19 protein-coding genes and 2 pseudogenes are annotated in these 18419 nt (G+C 71.8%); 15 read left to right on the top strand and 6 right to left on the bottom strand.

Going from position 1 to position 18419, the window contains the following annotated elements; genetic code table 11:
* Nucleotides 1-13: 13 nt before the first annotated feature.
* From QP089_RS29550 to QP089_RS29540, 3 genes and pseudogenes are all read left to right on the top strand, one after another.
* A complete protein-coding gene (locus tag QP089_RS29550) occupies nucleotides 14-826 on the top strand; it encodes a helix-turn-helix domain-containing protein (protein ID WP_285915838.1) in 813 nt (270 codons plus the stop codon).
* Nucleotides 823-1008 carry a DUF397 domain-containing protein gene (locus QP089_RS29545; protein ID WP_285915836.1) on the top strand — a complete coding sequence of 62 codons (186 nt, stop codon included), beginning with the start codon at nucleotides 823-825 and terminating at the stop codon, nucleotides 1006-1008. The genes QP089_RS29550 and QP089_RS29545 overlap by 4 nt, the downstream gene beginning before the upstream one ends.
* Before the next feature lie 262 nt (nucleotides 1009-1270).
* Nucleotides 1271-1606 (top strand): annotated as a pseudogene (locus QP089_RS29540) (DUF397 domain-containing protein); the annotation flags it as partial.
* 23 nt (nucleotides 1607-1629) lie between these two features.
* Here QP089_RS29540 and QP089_RS29535 read toward each other — a convergent pair.
* Together QP089_RS29535 and QP089_RS29530 are read right to left on the bottom strand one after the other, a co-directional pair.
* Nucleotides 1630-2736, bottom strand: a complete 1107-nt coding sequence (locus QP089_RS29535) for a sensor histidine kinase (RefSeq protein WP_285915834.1) — start codon at nucleotides 2734-2736, stop codon at nucleotides 1630-1632.
* A gap of 50 nt (nucleotides 2737-2786) precedes the next feature.
* The gene (locus QP089_RS29530) at nucleotides 2787-3449 is read right to left on the bottom strand and encodes a response regulator transcription factor (protein WP_285915832.1); all 663 of its coding nucleotides are present in this window, start codon (nucleotides 3447-3449) and stop codon (nucleotides 2787-2789) included.
* Nucleotides 3450-3636: 187 nt separating this feature from the next.
* Here QP089_RS29530 and QP089_RS29525 point away from each other — a divergent pair, with 187 nt between their 5' ends.
* From QP089_RS29525 to QP089_RS29510, 4 genes and pseudogenes are all read left to right on the top strand, one after another.
* A complete protein-coding gene (locus tag QP089_RS29525) occupies nucleotides 3637-4572 on the top strand; it encodes an ABC transporter ATP-binding protein (RefSeq protein WP_285915831.1) in 936 nt (311 codons plus the stop codon).
* Nucleotides 4569-6146 (top strand): ABC transporter permease subunit, encoded by a 1578-nt coding sequence (locus tag QP089_RS29520; RefSeq protein ID WP_285915829.1) that lies wholly within the window; start codon nucleotides 4569-4571, stop codon nucleotides 6144-6146. The genes QP089_RS29525 and QP089_RS29520 overlap by 4 nt, the downstream gene beginning before the upstream one ends.
* On the top strand, nucleotides 6143-6916 hold the full coding sequence (locus QP089_RS29515) for an ABC transporter permease (RefSeq protein WP_285915828.1): 774 nt from the start codon (nucleotides 6143-6145) through the stop codon (nucleotides 6914-6916). Before QP089_RS29520 ends, QP089_RS29515 begins: the two co-directional genes overlap by 4 nt.
* Nucleotides 6917-6938: 22 nt before the next feature.
* A pseudogene (locus QP089_RS29510) lies at nucleotides 6939-7028 on the top strand (hypothetical protein); the annotation flags it as partial.
* A gap of 19 nt (nucleotides 7029-7047) precedes the next feature.
* Here the strand turns inward: QP089_RS29510 and QP089_RS29505 are convergent.
* Nucleotides 7048-8001 (bottom strand): zinc-dependent alcohol dehydrogenase family protein, encoded by a 954-nt coding sequence (locus QP089_RS29505; RefSeq protein WP_285915827.1) that lies wholly within the window; start codon nucleotides 7999-8001, stop codon nucleotides 7048-7050.
* 77 nt (nucleotides 8002-8078) lie between these two features.
* Between QP089_RS29505 and QP089_RS29500 the strand changes: the two genes are divergently transcribed.
* Complete coding sequence (locus QP089_RS29500) at nucleotides 8079-8723, top strand: TetR/AcrR family transcriptional regulator (RefSeq protein WP_285915826.1); 645 nt, start codon at nucleotides 8079-8081, stop codon at nucleotides 8721-8723.
* Nucleotides 8724-8733: 10 nt separating this feature from the next.
* Here QP089_RS29500 and QP089_RS29495 read toward each other — a convergent pair whose 3' ends face one another.
* Complete coding sequence (locus tag QP089_RS29495) at nucleotides 8734-9600, bottom strand: helix-turn-helix domain-containing protein (RefSeq protein WP_285915824.1); 867 nt, start codon at nucleotides 9598-9600, stop codon at nucleotides 8734-8736.
* A 23-nt stretch (nucleotides 9601-9623) separates the two neighbouring features.
* Here QP089_RS29495 and QP089_RS29490 point away from each other — a divergent pair, with 23 nt between their 5' ends.
* From QP089_RS29490 to QP089_RS29475, 4 genes are read left to right on the top strand one after another with little or no spacing between them, the layout of a single operon-like run.
* A complete protein-coding gene (locus QP089_RS29490) occupies nucleotides 9624-10229 on the top strand; it encodes a LysE family translocator (RefSeq protein WP_285915823.1) in 606 nt (201 codons plus the stop codon).
* A gap of 37 nt (nucleotides 10230-10266) precedes the next feature.
* The gene (locus tag QP089_RS29485; RefSeq protein WP_285915821.1) at nucleotides 10267-10833 is read left to right on the top strand and encodes a TetR/AcrR family transcriptional regulator; all 567 of its coding nucleotides are present in this window, start codon (nucleotides 10267-10269) and stop codon (nucleotides 10831-10833) included.
* A gap of 16 nt (nucleotides 10834-10849) precedes the next feature.
* Nucleotides 10850-11581, top strand: coding sequence for a cupin domain-containing protein (locus tag QP089_RS29480; protein ID WP_285915820.1), 732 nt, complete (start codon nucleotides 10850-10852; stop codon nucleotides 11579-11581).
* A gap of 15 nt (nucleotides 11582-11596) precedes the next feature.
* Nucleotides 11597-12388: a phosphotransferase enzyme family protein gene (locus QP089_RS29475; RefSeq protein ID WP_285915819.1), complete on the top strand. Its 792-nt coding sequence runs from the start codon at nucleotides 11597-11599 to the stop codon at nucleotides 12386-12388.
* Here the strand turns inward: QP089_RS29475 and QP089_RS29470 are convergent.
* On the bottom strand, nucleotides 12380-13114 hold the full coding sequence (locus QP089_RS29470) for a glucose 1-dehydrogenase (protein WP_285915817.1): 735 nt from the start codon (nucleotides 13112-13114) through the stop codon (nucleotides 12380-12382). The genes QP089_RS29475 and QP089_RS29470 overlap by 9 nt on opposite strands.
* Before the next feature lie 104 nt (nucleotides 13115-13218).
* Complete coding sequence (locus tag QP089_RS29465) at nucleotides 13219-14721, bottom strand: flavin-containing monooxygenase (RefSeq protein WP_285915816.1); 1503 nt, start codon at nucleotides 14719-14721, stop codon at nucleotides 13219-13221.
* A 165-nt stretch (nucleotides 14722-14886) separates the two neighbouring features.
* Between QP089_RS29465 and QP089_RS29460 the strand changes: the two genes are divergently transcribed.
* The 3 genes from QP089_RS29460 to QP089_RS29450 all read left to right on the top strand — a co-directional run bounded on the left by QP089_RS29460 (nucleotide 14887) and on the right by QP089_RS29450 (nucleotide 18418).
* Entirely contained in the window at nucleotides 14887-16029 is a 1143-nt protein-coding gene (locus QP089_RS29460; protein WP_285915815.1) for a serine hydrolase domain-containing protein, read from the top strand.
* A 403-nt stretch (nucleotides 16030-16432) separates the two neighbouring features.
* The gene (locus QP089_RS29455; protein WP_285915814.1) at nucleotides 16433-17701 is read left to right on the top strand and encodes a PucR family transcriptional regulator; all 1269 of its coding nucleotides are present in this window, start codon (nucleotides 16433-16435) and stop codon (nucleotides 17699-17701) included.
* Nucleotides 17702-17806: 105 nt separating this feature from the next.
* Complete coding sequence (locus tag QP089_RS29450; protein ID WP_285915813.1) at nucleotides 17807-18418, top strand: DUF4232 domain-containing protein; 612 nt, start codon at nucleotides 17807-17809, stop codon at nucleotides 18416-18418.
* The last annotated feature ends 1 nt before the right edge of the window (nucleotide 18419 follow it).

Raw genomic sequence — 18419 nt, 5'->3', positions numbered from 1 at the left:
TTAAGGATCATGAATGACGGCCGCGAAAAGACTCGACCCGGACAACGACCACTGGCACTGGCTGGCCGCTGACCTGCGTGTATGGCGTCTCGAACGGAACCTCACGCAGACCGCTCTGGGCGAACTCCTCGGCGTGACGAAATCTCATGTTTCGAACTGGGAATCGGCCCGCGAAAACCTGCCCGTCAAACACGCCGAAACTCTGGACCGCATTTGGCGCACTCGCGGCCACTTTGCCCGACTCAGACGGCTGGCGGAGAGAACGCACGATCCGGGCTGGTGGTCCCAGTACACGCCGCTCGAGGCAAAAGCGTCCTGCGTGAGTTACTGGGCCCTAGCGATCATTCCCGGCCTGCTCCAGACCGAGGACTACGCCCGCGCGCTGCTCGACGAAGGACAGATCATCGAGGACGTCGAGGCAGCCGTTCACGCCCGCATGGCCAGGCAAGAGATCCTTGAGCGAGAGAGACCACCAGAACTACGCGTCCTGATCAACGAGGCAGCACTCGATCAGCCCGTGGGCGGAGCGCAGGTCATGCGGAGGCAGCTCGCGCACCTGGTGACCCTGAGCCACAAACGCAACGTCATCCTTCGGACGGTGCCACGTGCCGTGGGTGCGCACATCGGCCTGGATGGCTCCTTCACCCTTCTGACCGGACGGAAATGGTCTGCGGCCTACATGGAAGCCAACACGGGTGGCAGACTGACGCATGACCCCACGATGCTCGATGACTTCGCCAGGCGTTTCGACCTGATAGGCGCGGAAGCTTCGTCCGCGTCTACCTCGCGAAGTCACATCGCACGGATTATGGAGGCCATGCAGTGATCGAATGGCGGAAGGCCAGCCGGAGCAACGCATCTGGCAACGAGTGCGTAGAGGTTGCTGCTCTCACCGACGGCCGAGGCATCAGGGACAGCAAGGCAGCCGAGGCCGGGCACCTCACCCTCACTCCCGCAGACTTCTCCCAGCTCATCGCCCGCCTGAAGCGCGGCGACCTGAATCTCTAACCCTCACGACCACGCGCGCCGCCTCGCCTTCGACCTACCGTGACAACGGACGGATGAAGGCGAGGCCCGTCCCGGAGAAGGCCGTGGAAGCCGCCGGGATCCCCCTGGCGATTCGGAACGGACGCGACCAGGGCAGGCCCGCGCCGGAACAGCCCGATGGCGCGCAAGACGGTCCACATCACCCGGTGACAAGGGCGAACCCGCCCCCTCAGGAGCGGTGAGCCGCCGCAAGTCAACGTCATTCGGGTCGGGATAGGCGCGGGTGATCTTCCCGGCGGTCAGGGCGCCGGAGTCCTCCGGGGCGCGGAGGAGGGCGTCGAGCGCGGCGCGTCGGCGGTCCGGTCGTCGTCGCGGGCGGTCATCAGCATCCGGCACGGCTTCCGGCCGCGCCGCGTCCGGCGTTTCCTCGGTCCACCTGACGCGCCGCCCAGGCACCGGGCCTCGGGCGGCCGACGCGAGGGCGCCTCATCCCCGCGTCCTGCTCAACCTTGCGTTGAGCAAGCCCGCTTGGCGCAGGTCCAACAGGAGCAACGCATCTGGCAATGAGTGCGTAGAGGTCGCTGCTCTCAGCGATGGACGAGGTATCCGGGACAGCAAGGCACCGGGGGCCCGGACGGGACGCTATGCGCGGCCGTGCGGTGCTGTGGTCCTCGAGAGGGTTCGGCGCGCGGCAGTGGGACCGTGGAAGGCCACTTCGACGTGGAGGCCTCCTTCGAGGCTGGGGCGTGCGGTCAGCGTGGCGCCGTGGGCTTGGGCGATGGCGCGCACGATGGTGAGGCCGAGTCCGTGGCCGTCGGCGTGGCGGATGCGTTGGCTGCTGATCTGTTGGAATGGCTGGAAGAGCCGCTCGACCTCGGCGGGAGGGATCGCCGGGCCGGTGTTGCTGACTGCGATGTAGGCCTTGTCTCGGACCAAGTTCGTGGTGATCTCGACTTGCCCTCCGGGTGTGTTGTGGCGCAGTGCGTTGTCGACGAGGTTTGCCACCAGCCGCTCGATGAGTCTGGGGTCGCCGGTGGCCGGTGCCCGGCCGAGTGCGGTACCGATGGTGATGCCACGGCGTTCGGCTTGTTGTCTGCGGCCGGCGATGACGGTTTCGGTGATCTGGTCGAGATCGACCGGCTCCCACTGTTCGACGCCGTGTTCGCTGGTCGCCAGGGTGAGCAGCGCCTCGATGAGGCGTTCTTGTTGATCGCCGAGTTGTAGCGCCTGTTCGCAGGCCGTCCGCAGGGCTTCGGTGCCGGCCTCGGGGTCGGCGAGGGCGACTTGCAGGAGGGTTCGTTGTCCTGCGAGCGGGGTGCGCAGTTCGTGTGAGGCGTTGGCCACGAAGTGGCGTTGGGCCTCGAAGGAGGTCTCGAGTCGCGCGAAGAGATCGTTGAGGGTCTTGCCGAGGTCGGTGAGTTCGTCGCCTAGGCCGTCGAGATCGAGCCGGCGGTTGAGGTTCGTGGCGGAGATCTCCTTGGCGGTGGTGTTGATGGCGCGCAGGGGGCGCAGGAATCGTCCGGCCAGCCACCAGGCTCCGATGAGCGCGACGATCGCGGCGCCCAAGCCAATGGCGGCTGGACCGAAGTCGAACTGGTGGCTTCCGCCGACCTGGTCGGCGCCGGGAGTGGCGTTTGCGGGGGCCCGCGCCGCCGTGTGGCCATACAGCAGGTTGGTGGCGAGGAGTACGGCAGCGAGCAGGCCGAGGAAGAATCCCGAGTACAGCAAGGTGAGCTGTGCCCGGAGCATGGGCCGCCGCCTGCGGCGGAGTAGGGAGATGACCTTGCCACGCGGGCGCATCACACGTCTCCGATGCGGTAGCCGCCTTCGCGGACGGTGTGGATGACCGGTGGGTCGCCAAGCTTCGCGCGCAGCCGGCGGATCGTCGTCTTGACCGCGGTGGTGAAGGGGTCGGCCTCTTCGTCCCACACCCGTTCGAGGAGCTCTTCGGCGGAGACCACCCGGTCGCCGGAGGCGAGGAGGCATTCGAGGACGGAGAACTCCTTCGGGCTGAGCTCCAGGCGCCGCCCGGCGCGGAAGGCGACCCGGCGGCTCGGATCCAGCGTGAGGTCCGCTGCGCTCAATGTGGGTGGCGTTGCCGGCGTGGAGCGGCGGCCCAGGGCGCGGACGCGGGCGACGAGCTCGGAGAAGTCGAACGGCTTGGGCAGGTAGTCGTCGGCGCCCAGCCCGAGGCCGTCGACGCGGTCTTTGACGGTGCTCGCCGCGGTGAGCATCAGTACGCGGCTGCCGGAGCGCTCGGTCACGATCCTCTTGCACACCTCGTCGCCGTGGACTCCGGGCAGGTCCCGGTCCAAGATCACGACGTCGTAGCGTGTGATCGCCAGATGCTCCAGCGCGTCGTCGCCGTCGAGGACCACGTCCACCGCCATGCCCTCGCGGCGAAGGCCGGTGCCGATCGAGCGGGCCAGGATCTCGAAATCCTCGACGACTAGCACTCTCACGAACGTTCTCCGTTCCGCTGCCGGAAGGTGGCGGCCACGCCCGCTTCGGATCCGGGGTGGGGTGCCATCACCGCAACGATGCCAGGGCCCCGGTGTCAGCGCGGTGTCGGCGGCTGACACGGTGCTGACACCGGGCGTGTCGTAGATCTACGTCGAGTGCCATCGCCAGACAAGGACGGACGAGCACGTGAACAACGCGATCATCGAAGTCACCGGTCTACGCAAACGGTTCGGGTCCACGCTCGCCCTCGACGGCGTGACCTTCACCGCCCCGCCCGGCAAGGTGACCGGCTTCATCGGCCCGAACGGGGCGGGGAAGTCCACCACCATCCGGGTGATCCTCGGTCTCGACGCTCCCGACGAGGGCCGCGCCCGGGTCGGCGGACACCCCTATCAGGATTTGCGGAACCCACTGCGCCACGTCGGGGCGCTGGTCGACGCCGCCGCCGTCCAACCCAGCCGCACCGCTCGCAACCACCTGCTGTGGCTGGCCCGCTCCCAGACCCTGGAGGCTAGCCGGGTCGACGCCGTGACCGAGCTGGTCGGCCTCGCCGCGGCGGCCCGCCGCAAGGCGGGCGGCTTCTCGCTGGGCATGCGCCAACGCCTCGGCATCGCGGCGGCGATGCTCGGCGACCCGCCGGTCCTCATCTTGGACGAGCCGTTCAACGGCATGGACCCGGAGGGGATCGTCTGGATGCGCAAGCTGCTGCGCACCCTCGCCGCCGAGGGCCGGGCCCTGCTCGTCTCCAGCCACCTGATGAGCGAGGTGCAGGGCATCGCCGACCACATTGTGGTGATCGGCCGCGGCAGGGTCCTCGCCGATGCCGGTATCGATGAGCTGCTCACGCGCGCCGGCGGTGAACAGGTCCTGCTGAAGATGCCGGCGCCGACCGAGGCGGCCCGGGTGCTGCAGCGCGCCGGGGGCGCCACGACGCTCCTCGACGACGACACCCTGAGCGTCTCCGGGCTCGCCGCCCGCCAGGTCGTGGAGGCTCTCGGGCAGTCGGGCGTGGCCTTTTCCGAGGTCACCACCCAGCGGGCGACGCTGGAGGACGTCTACTTCCACCTCACCAGCGGCGAGGCGGAGTTCCGGGCCGACGCGGGGCAGGGGACACAGCGGTGACCGCGACCAGCGAGCCGCCGCTCCTGGCCGGCACGCCCGAGCGGGCACGCTTCACGGCCGTGCTGCGAGCGGAGTGGACCAAGTTTCGCACGGTCCGCGGCTGGGTGATCGCCCCGATCATGGCCGCCGTGCTGTGCATCATTTTCACGATCCTGGTCGCCAACGGCACCCACACCGACTTCTGCACCGGCGCCGGCGACTGCAAGGCCGGCCATGCCTTCGTGCCGACCGGGCCGAACGGCCAAGCGGTCGCCGACAGCTACTACACCGTCGGCCGGCAGCTGACCGGCGACGGTACCATCACCACCCGGCTCACCTCGCTGACCGGCGTCACCTCGACCGCCCCGACCAACGTCGCCCCCACCCAGGCGCAGCGAACCCGCCTCGGAATCCCGGCCTGGGCCAAGGCCGGGATCCTGCTGCGGCCGAGCACCCGGCAAGGGTCGGCCTACGCCGCGGTGATGGCCACCGGCGGCCACGGCGACCGCTTCCAATACAACTACAGCCACGACAACGCCGGCCGGCCCGGACCGGTCTCCATCGGCTCGTCCCGCTGGCTGCGCCTGACCCGCACCGGCGACACCCTCACCGGCTACGACTCGACCAACGGCACGACGTGGACCCGGATCGGTGTCACGCACCTGCCCGGGCTACCGGTCACCGTCCACGTAGGGCTGTTCGTCACCTCGCCGGTCTCCTTCCGGACATCGGCGAGCGGCTCACGCACCCTCGCCACCGCCACCTTCGACCACACCATGATCGACGGCCACGCCGCGCCCAGCGCCTGGCACGGTCAGAGCGTCGGAGCCGGCCGGCGGGACTTCTACCCGACGCTGCGAGCCGGCAGCTATCACCGCGCCGGCGGTTCCCTCGTCGTCAGCGGCTCCGGAGACATCGCCCCCGCCGTCGTCCAAGGGCTCCTCGGCGCGGACACGGCTTCCAGCAGCCTGCCCTTCGGGCTCACCGTCGCGCTGATCGTGCTCATCGTGGTGGCGACCATGTTCATCACCGCCGAATACCGCCGCGGCTTGATCCGCATCACCTTCGCGGCCGTCCCCAGTCGGCGCCGCGTGCTCGCGGCCAAGGCCGTCGTCATCGGCGCGGTCGCCTTCGTGGTCGCAGCCGTGGCCGCGGCGGCCGCCATCCCTCTCGGCGAGCACATCCTGCACGCGAACGGCGCCTACGTCTTCCCGGCCGGCGCCCTCACCGTACTGCGCATCATCGCCGGCACCGCGGCCCTGGCCGCCGTCACCGCCGTCGCCGTGCTCGCCGTCGGCACCATCACACGCAAGAGCGCCGCCGCGGTCGCCGGAGGCATCGTGGTGTTCGTCCTGCCCTCGATCATTGGCTCAATCAGCTCCGGTGGCGCCGTGCAGTGGCTGTATCGCCTCACCCCGTCCGCCGGCCTGTCGGTGCTGCAAGCCCTGCCCCGATCGGCGCAAGTCGACTACCCCTACACCTTCGCCAACGGCTACTACCCGCTCGCCCCTTGGGCCGGCCTCGGCGTCCTCACCGCATGGGCAGCGCTCGCTTTCGGCATCGCCGCCGTTCTGCTGCGCCGGAGAGACGCATGATCGAAGCACTACGAGCGGAATGGACGAAGACGCGCACCGCAGGCGGCACCGCCTGGCTGCTCACCGGTGCCGTCGCCGTGACCATCGCGGTCAGCGCCGGCACCGCCGCCGCCACCCACGTGTCCACACAAGGCGGCCAGCAGGATCCCACCAAGCTCGCCCTGGCCGGCATCTACCTCGGCCAAGCGGTCGTCGTGGTATTCGCCGTCCTGACCATCTCCGAGGAATACAGCACCGGCATGATCCGCGTCAGCCTCGCCGCCATGCCGCGCCGCCTTGTCCTCCTCACCGCCAAAGCCGCCACCACGACGGCACTCGCTCTCGCCGCCGGCATCCTCGCCGTCACCGGCTGCCTGCTCGTCGGCCGCCTCATACTCCCGGCCGCCGGCCTCGACCCGGCCCACGGCTACCCACTCATCTCACTCAGCCACAGCCCGACCCTGCGCGCCGCCTCCGGCAGCGTCTGCTACCTCGTCCTGATCTCCCTGCTTGCCTTCGGTGTCGCCACCGCCATCCGCGACACCGCCCCATCAATCGCCGTCGTGCTCGGCCTGCTCTACCTGCCCCCACTCCTCGCCCAAGCCTTCACCGACCCACTGCGGCGGCACATCGAGCAGGTCGCCCCCATGACCGCCGGACTTGCCATCCAAGCCACCACCAACCCCCACTCCCAACCCATCGCCCCCTGGGCCGGCCTCTGCGTCCTCACCGCATGGGCAGCCGCATCGCTTCTGATCGCCGCACTCCTACTGCGACTGCGCGACGCGTGACCACCATCAGCGCCCCCGGCATCTGGGCGAGTTGACCCAAATCGTGGACTTCGCGTTGGTGGACGCGGTGGTGGAGGAGACAGGCGCGCGGGGGAAACGGCTGCGACTGCTGCCGCCGCGGGTTGGTCGGGTCAGGGGGTCAGCACGATTCGGCCGAAGACCTTGCCGGCGTCCATTTCCTGGTGGGCCTGCGCCGCATTGGCCAGTGGCAGCACGTCGTGGACGACCGTGCGCAGGGCTCCGCGGGCGGCGTCGGTGAACTGGGACGACCGCACGGCTTGGCGGTCGGGGCCGGGGACGGTGTCGGAGCTGAAAGTGGCGAACGACAGCGACTTGCGGAAGGCGTCCATCAGGCGCATGCCGAAATCCGCGGGCGGCGGCCCGCCGACCACACCGACCGCGACGTAGCGCCCGTTGGGGTTCAGCTTGTCCAGGAAAAGAGGGAGCTCGGGTCCTGCGACGACGTCGATCACCACATCGAAACCGTCCGGGCCGCCCTGGCCGGAGCGGTCGAGGACGTGGGTCGCGCCCAGGTCCCGCAGGCGGGCGCCGCGCTCCGGTGACGAGGTGGTGACCGCCACCGCGCCCGCGCCGTTCCGGGCCGCGAGCTGGACCGCCGTGATCCCGATGCTGCCCGCCGCGCCGCGCACGAGCACCGTCTCGCCGGGGGTGAAACGGGCCCGGTCCAGGGCGAAGTGGGCGACCACGCCGGAGCCGCCGAGAGTCACCGCGTCGGCGCCGGTCAGGCCGTCGGGCAGCGCGAGGACGTCCTCGACCGCAACGACGGCCTGCTCGGCATATCCACCGGACAGGCCGGTGAACGCCCACACGCGCCGTCCGATCCACGAGGCGTCCACGCCCTGCCCTATTGCGGTGACCCGGCCCGCTACCTCGCTGCCGAGGAGATGGCCCTCCCGGAAGCCGTGGGCGGCAAGCGCCCCCCGGCGGATCACGGCGTCCACGCCGCCCACCCCGATCGCCTCCGTGGCGATCTGCACCTGGCCGGGGTCGGGAACGGGCACCGGCAGGTCGACGACCTCCAGGCCGTCGGGGTCTCCGAACGTCCTGATCACAACGGCTTTCATCTCTGCTCCTAGCGACGGGGTAGCACCGTTTCGGACCGTAACGGACGCCCCCGTCCGTTTGGCTAAAGTGAGAAACGATGACCGACCATTTGCCTCAGGCCGTGCGCTCCGACGCCCGCGACAACCGCGCCCGCATCCTGGACGCCGCCCGCGCGGTGTTCGGCGACGAGGGCCTGAGCGCGCCCATGCGCGAGGTCGCCCGGCATGCGGGCGTCGGCCCCGCCACGCTGTACCGGCACTTCCCGACCAAGCAGGCACTGATCGCCGAGACCTTCGCCGAGCAGCGGCGGGCCTGCCAGGCCGCCGTCCGCGACGCCCTTGCGGACGCGGACGCATGGCACGGATTCCAGACCCTGATCGAGCGGATCTGCGAACTCCACGCGCACAGCCGGGGATTCGCCGACGCGTTCATGACGGCCTTCCCCGAGGCCATGGACTTCGCCGCCGACCGGGAGCAGACCCTGCGCGCCGTCGGCGAACTGGCCCGCAGAGCCCAGCGGACCGGACGGCTGCGTCCCGGCTTCGTCGTCGACGACCTGGTCCTCATGCTCATGGCCCACCGGGGCCTCCAAGACACGCCGCTCGCCGCCCGGGTCGCGGCGTCCCGCCGCTTCGCCGCCTACGTGATCGAGGCGTTCCGCGCCGCGCCGGAGACGGAAGCGTCCACGCCGCTGCCACCAGCACCACGCCTGAAGCTCACGCACTCGCCCAGCAGGCCGTGAGTCGGGCTCGTCACGGGACTCGGGTTCTGGCGAGGGTCGCGTAGCGGCCGGGAGGCATACCGAACGCGGCCTTGAATGTGCGGGTGAAGTGGGCCTGGTCGGCGAAGCCCGTCGCGACGGCCGTCTCCGCCAGGGGGTTTCCCTCGCGCAACAGTTTGCGGGCGATGTCGAGGCGGCGCATTACCGAGTACCGGTAAGGGCTGGTCCCGTGCACAGAGCGGAACTGGCGCGCGAATTGGAAACGGTCGAGGCCCGTGATCGCCTCCACCTCGCTCGACCGCACGACCGCCAGCCGGCTCTCCAGGAACTCCCGGCCGCGCTCGATGGCGGGCAGGTCGACGCGGCAGGGCACGGCGCGGACGCGGCGGCCGCCCGTGCCGCACCGGAGCAGGCCATCCGCGAGCCGGAGGACCAGGGCGTCCAGCGCCAGCGGCTCGGTCGCCCCCGCGAACGCCGTCCGCACCGCGTGCGCCAGCGCCGGGTCGTCGGTCACCGGGGCGGCGAAGGGCAGCGGCGTCGGACGTCCGGTGAGGGCGGGCAGGGCGTCGGCGATCCGGGCCGGGGCGACATAGATCTGCTGATAGCCGAACAGGCTCGGCCCGTCGGCCCGGCCGTCATGCGGCTCGTCCGGATGCAGCACGAAGACCTGTCCGGGGAGGCTGCGCTCGACCGTGCCCCGGTAGTCGAACGCCTGGACCCCCACCTCGGTGACGCCGACCGCGTACACGTCGTGCCGATGACGGCCGAACGGGCGGCCGCGCAGGCGGGCGCGGAACAGCTCCACGCCGTCCACCGGCCCGCCGGCCTCCACCCACTCGCCCGGACGGCACGAACGTTCAAGACCGCCGCCGAGGGCATCGGCCACGCTGCGTGCCATAAGCGGAGTCTACGGAGAAACCCATGGAATCCTCTTCCGGCCGGGTAATGGCGTTCATGGCGTTCGCCGCGGTGGCCGCCGGAACCCCCGGCCCTGGCAATGTGATGCTGGCCGCCGTCGGCGCCAGGGTCGGCGTGCGGCGAGGAATGAAGAGCCTGCTCGGGCAGGTGATCGGGATGACCGCGATGCTGTTCGCCGTCACCCTCGGACTCGGCGGCCTCCTCCTCGACCACGCCTGGACGCTCGAAATTCTGAAATGGGGTGGCGCCGCGCTGCTGTGCTGGATGGCCTGGGGAATCGCGACCGCAAAACACATCGAAGGGGCTGCGGAAGCGCCCACCGGGTTCCTCGGCATGGCCGCCTTCCAGTGGGCCAATCCCAAAGGGTGGCTGATCGCCGCCGCGGCCGACGCCACGTTCCTCGACCGGCACGGCGGCGCTCTGGGCCAAGCGGTCGGGTTCGCGGTCCTGTTCCTGCTGGCCGCGCTGCCCAGTTGCCTGCCCTGGCTGGCGTTCGGCGCCGCGCTCCAGCGCTTCCTCCGCACCCCGCGGACCTGGCTCGTCTTCCGCTGCGCGATGGCCGGCCTGCTGGCGGCGTCGGTCGTCCTCTTCGTCGTGCCGCACGGCTGAACGGACGGCTGTACCTACTGGTATGTACACTGCTTGCGTGAGCACCAGGGAACGGCTCGTCGAGAGCACGCGGGCGCTGCTGTGGGAACGCGGCTACGTCGGCACCAGCCCGAAGACCATCCAGCAGCGGGCCGGCGCGGGCCAGGGCAGCATGTACCACCACTTCACCGGCAAAGAGGACCTCGCGCAGGCGGCCATCCGCCGGACCGCCGACGAGCTGCGCGCCGCCGTCGACGCGCAGCTGTCCGGCCCCGGCACGGCGGTCGAGCGGATCACCGCGTACCTGCGCCGGGAACGGGACGTCCTGCGGGGATGCCCCATCGGCCGGCTCACCCAGGACCCCGACGTCATGGCCGTCCCCGCCCTCCGCGCACCCGTCGAGGAGACCTTCACCTGGCTGCGGGCGCGCCTGGCGGCGGTGGTCCAGGAGGGCCTCGACTGCGGAGAGCTGGACGCCGCCGTGGACCCCGCGTCCACCGCGGCAGCGATCGTCGCCGCCCTCCAGGGCGGATACGTCCTCGCCCGCGCCGCGGGCACCGCCGACCCCTTCGACCAGGCGATCACCGGCATCCTCGCGCTCCTCGGCGCACGCACCGTCCACTGACCCTAGGAAGGCCACCATGGACATCACCCGCAGGCCCACCCGTGCCGCCGCGCCGTCGCAATGGATCACCGGCGACGCCTGGATCGAGCCCGTCGCCGAGCCCGAGGCGGGCGCGCGGATCGACAGCGTCCGCTTCGCACCCGGCGGACGCACCGTCTGGCACCGCCACCCGCTCGGGCAGGTGCTCGTCGTCACCGAGGGCACCGGACGCGTGCAGCGCCGCGGCGGGCCCGTCGAGACGATCCGGGCAGGCGACACCGTGCGCATCGCCCCAGGTGAATGGCACTGGCACGGCGCCGCCCCCACCGCTCCCATGACCCACCTGGCCATCGAGCCGGTCTCCGCCGACGGCGCCGCGTCCGAGCCCGGCGCCCCCGTCACCGACGACGAGTACCGCCGCGACGACGAGGACGTCCCGCCGATCACCCGCTCAGTGGTGCTCGACCAGCACCTCCCTGCGCCGCGGAGCACGCAGCGGGTCGAGGTCCGCCGCATCACCATCGCGCCCGGACACGCGGCCGGGCTCCACGTCCACAACGGCCCGGTCTTCGGCAGCATCGAGACCGGCTCGGCGATCTACCAGATCGACGGCGAACCCGCGTCCGTGCTCGGCCCCGGCGACGTCTTCTACGAGCCCGAGAACACCCGCATCGCCCGCTTCGACGCCCAAGACGACGGCGTGACGTTCCTCGGCTACTTCCCCCTCGCCCCCGGCGAATCCCCCGAACTAACCGTCCCCGACCACTGACGACCGGGTGTCCGCATGATCGAGGACGAGCAACCGCTGACCGGCGGCAACGTCAGCGCCGGAGTGGTGCGGATCGGCGACACCGTCCGCCGCCCCGCAGGCCCCTGGACCCCAGCCGTCCACGCACTGCTCTCCCACCTGCACGACGCCGGTTTCCGCGCGGCGCCGCGCCCCCTGGGCATCGACGAGCAAGGCCGCGAGGTGCTGACCTACGTTCCCGGCACGACGGTGTGGCCAGACCATTTCGCCCTGATGGACGGGCTGGACAGCGTCGAGCGTGTTGCCCGGCTCGTCCGCGACTTCCATGACGCCGTGCAGGGCTTCACGCCACCGCCGGACGCTCGCTGGCAGGTGCTGATTCCTCCCGATGCCTGCGAGATCATCGCCCATCACGACCTGGCGCCGTGGAATCTCGTCGCCGGTGACGATGGCGCTTGGGCCTTCATCGACTGGGACACCGCCGCACCCGGTTCTCGTCTGTGGGACCTCGCCTACGCCTGCCAGAGCTTCATACCGCTGTCCGCCGATCCGGCGTGGCGGCGAGCCGATGCAGCCGTCCGGCTGGGCGTCTTCGCCGATGCTTACGGGCTGGACGAACGGCAGCGGCGCGAGTTGGTGCCGCTGCTCGGGCGGCGTGCCCGGGCCATGCATGACTTCCTGCGAGCGCAGGCCGCCGCTGGACGCCAGCCATGGGTGACGCTCTGGGGGCAGGGGCACGGGGATACGTGGCGTGGCAACGCCGAGTACATCGAGGACCGGCAGGAGCTGTGGGCGCGGGCCTTGCTCGGTGGGGGTGGGTCAGGCTAGGCCGCCGGTGGCTCGGATGTTCTGGGCGGTGATCCAGCGGCCCTCCGGGCCGGTGAGGAAGGCGACGACGTCGGCGATGTCGGACGGGCGGCCGAGGCGGCGGAGCGGGGTGAGGGCGGCGGCCGTCTCCAGCGCGTCCGCGGGGTTGGTGTCGCGGAGCAGGTCGGTGTCGGTCGCGCCCGGGGACACGGTGTTAACGGTGATGCCGCGCGGCCCGAGCTCCTGTGCGGCCACGGCCGTCAGCTGCTCGACGGCGCCCTTGCTCGCGGCGTAGAGCGCGATGCCGGGGACGGGACGCACCGTGTTGACCGTGGAGAGGTTGACGATGCGCCCGCCGTCGCGCATGTGCCGGGCGGCGTGCCGGATCGTGAGGAAGACCGACGTCAGGTTGACGGCCATGACCTGGTGGAACAGCTCTTCGTCGGTGTCGGCGAGCGGGGTGGGCGAGAAGCTCAACGCGGCGTTGTTCACCAGGATGTCCAGCGCGCCCAGGTGCTCCTCGGCCGTCTCCATCAGCCGCTGCGCGGCGCCCCGTTCGGCCAGGTCGAGACGGACCGCGCGGACGTCGCCGCCCGCCTCCCGCACCAGCTCGGCGGCGGCCTCGTCGCTGCGGGCGTAGTTGAACACCACCCGTGCGCCGTCCCGCGCGAGCCGCTCCACGATCGCCCGGCCGATGCCGCGCGAGCCGCCCGTCACGACGGCGGCCTTGTTCTCCAGGACTGCCATGATCCGCCTCCCGGTCGTCGTTCGTCCGCGACCTTAGCTTGGCCCGGGAAGCGGCGGCTCGGCCCGAGGGCCGAGGATCCCCTGACCGGGCGGCCGCCGTGCCTCTACGCGGGCGAAGCCGGTGTCGTGTAGGTGTAGTCGTCCAGGGGGAAGGTGCGGGCGGCGCGGGCGGCCTGCGCGGCGCTCGTCGGCCTCAGGTAGGGCGTGTCGCCGTGGTGGTCGAAGTAGTAGCTGTTGGCGGTGGCGCAGCCGTTGGTCGCCCACAGCGATCCGGCGAGGCGCTCGCGCATGCGCCGCGTCCAGCGCTCGGTCGGCTCGGGCCGCACCTCGACCGCGGTCGCGCCCCGGCGGCGCGCCTCCTGGATCACGCGCACGACGTGGGTCGAGGTGGTCTCGACGAGCTGGTGCCAGGTGCCGCCGACCCAGCCGTACGGCCCGAACATCATGAAGTGGTTCGGCAGCCCGGGGATGCTGATCCCCTCGTAGGACGCGAGCCGGTGCTCGGTGTAGAACGTCGCGAGGTCGAAGCCGCCGCGGCCGCGCACCGGCGTCCGGCGGAACACCTCCGGGTCGCTGGCCAGGCGGAACCCGGTCGCGAGGACGATCGCGTCCACCTCCCGCACCCGGCCGTCCGCCGTGCGGACGCCGGTCGGCGTGACGCGGTCGATGGGGTCGGTGACCAGCGCGACGTCCGGGCGGTTGAACGTCCTGAGGTAGGTGTTGGAGACGGACGGGCGCTTGCAGCCGAGGCCGTAGCCGGGGGTGAGCCTCCGGCGGGTGTCCGGGTCCTTGACCTGCGTCCGGTACCAGACCGATCGCGCCAGCCGCGCGCCGCCGTGCGCGACCCACGGCGCTCTGCCGTGCCCGACGACCAGGTCGATCAGCACCATCTCGACGCTCCGGGTCGCGACCCGCCGCACCGCCTCCTGGACGCGGGGCGCGCGGCGGAACAGGCGCCGCAGCGGGCGCGGGATGGGCGCGTCCAGCTTCGGGCCGACCCAGATCGGGGTGCGCTGGTAGACGTCGAGCCGCGCGGTGCGGCGCGCGATCTCCGGGACGATCTGGACGGCGCTGGCCCCCGTCCCGATGACCGCGACCCGCCTGCCGGCGAGGTCGTGGCCGCGGTCCCAGCAGGACGAGCGCAGCACCGTGCCCGTGAAGTCGTCGATGCCGGGGATGTCGGCCGGTCTCGGATCGACGAACGCGCCGATCGCGCTGACCACGAACCGCGCGGTGATCTCGCCGGCGGGCGTCCGGAGCCGCCAGAACCGGCCGTCCTCGTCCCAGACGCGCTCGGTGACCTCGGTGTGCAGGCGGATGCGGCGGCGCAGCCCGTACCGGTCGGCGAGCGCGTCGAGGTACTCCTTGACCTCGGCGCCGGGCGCGAACACCCGGCTCCAGCGCGGGTTGAGCGCGAAGCTGAACTGGTACGCCTGCGCGGGCACGTCCACGCCGACGCCCGGGTAGACGTTGTCGCGCCACGTCCCGCCGATGTCGCCGGCGCGTTCGAGGACGACGAAGTCGTCGATGCCCGCGCGCCGCAGGGCGATCCCCATCCCGATCCCGCTCAGCCCGGCCCCGATGATCGCGATCTCGGTGTCCGGCACGACGCACCTCCCGCTATTGGATAGTTCGTCGAATATAACCCGTGGGCGGGCGGCCGGGGAGGTGTCGGCAGGTACACCCCCGAGACGGGGCCCAGGGCCAATGCGGCGCGGCCGCCGCGCCGGGAGTGTTGACACATCAGCTTCCGAGCCGCCGAGGAGAACCCCATGGCACGCATGATGGTCCGCGTCCTGTCCACCGCGCTGGCCGGCGCCGCGCTCACCGCCGCGGCCGTGCCCGCCGCGAACGCCGCCGCCGGGCCCGCCGCCCGGCCCGGCTCGCACGGCCGGGGGCTGGACGCGAAGGTGCAGCAGCGCGCGGACAAGCTGGTCGCGGACGGCGCGCCCGGCGTGATCGTCCTGACGCGGCGCGGCGGACGCGTCGCGCACGTCACCTCCGGCGTGTCCGACAAGGCGACCGGCGCGCCGATGGACGCCCGGCTGCTGTTCCGCGTCGCCAGCGTCACCAAGACGTTCACCTCGACGGTCGTGCTCCAGCTCGCCGCCGAGCACCGGCTGTCCCTGGACGACACCGTCGAGCACTGGCTGCCGGGCCTGGTGCGGGCCAACGGCAACGACGGCTCGAAGATCACCGTCCGGCAGCTGCTCGCGCAGACCAGCGGGCTGAACGACTACACGTCCGACCCGCGCGTGATGACCGACCCGTCCCGCACCTGGACGCCCGAGGAGCTGGTCGCGATCGCGATGGAGAAGCCGCCGCTGTACGCGCCGGGCACGGCCTGGAACTACTCCAACACCAACTACATGCTCGCCGGAATGATCATCGAGAAGGCGACCGGGCACCGGGTCGGGGACGAGTTCCAGCGGCGGATCTTCACGCCGCTGCGGCTGCGGCACACCTACTACCCCACGACGGACCCGGCGTTCCCCGGCCCGTACGTGCACGGCTACTACGCCGACTACGGCGACGTCAGCACGCTGATCAACCCGTCGAGCGCCCGCACGGCCGGCGGCATCGTCAGCACCGTCGACGACGTGGCCCGCTTCCACCGCGCCCTGTTCACCGGGAAGCTGCTGCCGGCGAAGCAGATGCGCGAGCTGCGGACGGTCCGCCCCGTCAACGACGACGGCGTCGTGGAGGACTACGGCCTCGGCGCCGCCCGCATCGCGTTCTCCTGCGGATACGGGTGGGGCCACGACGGCGGCTTCCCCGGCTACCGGACCTGGACCTACACCAGCGCCGACGGCCGCCGGCAGGCGATCATCACCTACAACGAGACGAAGTACGAGGACGACGAGACGTTCCGCGCCGACCTCGCCAAGGCCGCCGACACCGCCTTCTGCGCCTGACCGCCGCGCGATCCGCCCCGCCCCGGCCGAGCCGGAGCGGGGCGAATCCGAATTATTTTCTAACACCCGGCGATAAATAATCGGGATATGACCTGTCATTCGGCACTTTATCGACGACGGGCAGGTCAGCGCCTCACATCGGCTCCCGGCGCCCGGTTATAAGCAGGTGAGCAGCGCGTACCGGGATTTGTTCCTTTCCTCTACAGAACGCCCCCGGTCCCCCTGCGTACCGTCGAACCGTCCTGGACCGCGGACGGACGGCGCGCGGGGTCCCCGCTCGGCGCGTCCCACCCCCGTCCGCCGTCTCGAACTACCGCCGCCCGCGCCGGCCGGGCCGGGAGGGGCGACCCCGCCCCGACCCCCCGCTCCCCGGCCCCGCGCAACGCGGTGACGGAGGTGCCCGATGACCAGAACCCTCGACCATGGAGGTCTCGCCGAGCGCTCGGCCCCGCTCCCGCCGCGGCTCGCCCGGATCATGCGTCCCGAACTGCCCAGCCTCGCCGAGGAGATCGTCGCCGAGATCCGCCGCGCCATCCCCGAGTACGCCCGCCCGATCGACGGGCCGTACGGGCACGTGCTGCGGATCAGCGTGGAGCACAGCCTGTCGGCGTTCGCCGACCGCGTGGCCGCGCCGCCCGGCGCGCCGCCCGTCAGCGACGGCTGCGCCGGCACGGCCCGCATGCTCGGCCAGTACGAGGCGCACGAGGGCCGCAGCATGGACAGCCTCCAGGCCGCCTACCGGATCGGCGGGCAGGTCGCGTGGCGGCGCGTCATGAAGGTCGCGCCCCGCCACGACATCTCCTCCGCCGTCATGTCCCGCCTCGCCGACGCCCTGTTCGTCTACCTCGACGAGCTCGCCGCGTTCTCGCTGGAGGGCTACCTGGAGGCCAGGGCCCGACCCATCCCCGCGATGGACGACCGGCGCCGCCGGCTCCTGCACCGCCTCGTGGACGAGCCGGGCTGCGACGTCGCCGAGGCGGCCGAGACCGCGGGCTGGACCGTTCCGGCCGAGGTCACCCTGGTCGCCGTCGAGCCCGACGCCCGCTGCGTCTGGACGGCGCTGGACGAGGACGTCCTCGCCGACCTGGAGTGCGACGCGCCCCACCTGCTGATGCCCGGCCCGTTCACCGAGGCGCGCCGCGCGATGCTGGGCGCCGCGGTCCCGGGCCGCCGCGCCGCGGTCGGCCTCACCGTGCCGCCCGCGCAGGCCGCCGACTCGCTGCGCTGGGCCCGCCAGGCCCTCGCCCTGGCCCTCGACGGCGTCTTCGACGACGAGCCGATCGTGCTCTGCGAGGAGAACCTCGTCACGCTCTGGCTGCTGTCGGACCCGGCGCTCGTCGAGCAGCTCACCCGCCGCCGCCTCGGCATCCTGGAGGGCATGACGCCCGGCCAGCAGGACCGGCTCACCGAGACCCTGCGGACCTGGCTGGTCACCCGCGGCACCGCCGCCGAGATCGCCGAGCAGCTGCACATCCACCCGCAGACCGTCCGGTACCGGATGCGCAAGATCGAGCAGACCTTCGGCGCGGAGCTCGACGACCCCGAGGCCCGGTTCGGCATCGAGGTGGCGCTGCGCGCCGCGTTCCTGCGCTCCCGCCGCCCCGGGGCGGCCGGGCCGCGCCGCCCCACGCCCGTCTCCCACCCGCCGTCGCAGCTGCGCCGCCTCAAGTGACCGCCCGGCGGGGGCGCCGGGCCGGCGCCCCCGCCGGATGTGTCGATGGTGTGCCGATGCGCCCATGGAGGGCGTTTCGCGGCGTCCGTCTGGAATGATCGGCGGATGGACGGTACTTCGGGGGGTCTGTGGCGGCTTGCCGTGGCGGCGGGAGCGCTGGCCGCCGTGCTGGGCGCCGCGGCCTGCGGTTCGGAGGCCGGCGGCGCGTCCGGCGTCCCGCCCGTACCCGGTACCGCGACGAGCCGGCCGTCTCCCCTTCCGAGCGTGCGGTCGCCCACGCCCGCGCCGCGAACGCCCTGCTCGGCGGACGGCGTCAGCCTCTCGATGGACGTCCCCGACGCGGCGATGGGCCTGCGCGCGGCCGCCGTCGACCTGCACAACTGCGGGACGCGGCCGTACAGGCTGAACGGCTACCCGGCGCTGCGCATCCTCGACAAGGACCGGCAGCCGTTCGACGTGCGGCCCGTCAATGGAACGCGCGAGGTCAAGGACCCAGGGCCGAAGCCGCTGACGGTCGCGCCGGGCGCGTCCGCCCGCATCGTGATCGTCTGGCGCAACCTGGTCACCGAGTCGACCACCGTGGCCGTCAACGGCAGCTACCTGGAGGTCCGGCCGGCGCCGGGGCGGCCCGTCGTCGTCCTCCCGTCCAACGGCCCGCTCGACCTGGGCAACACCGGCCGCCTGGAGACCACCGCCTGGACGGCCGTCCGGCGGTGAC

The sequence above is a fragment of the Actinomadura opuntiae genome, from assembly GCF_030283205.1.
Lineage (GTDB): Bacteria > Actinomycetota > Actinomycetes > Streptosporangiales > Streptosporangiaceae > Spirillospora.
Note: the sequence above shows the minus strand (reverse complement) of the source record. Positions and strands in the feature narration are given on the sequence as shown.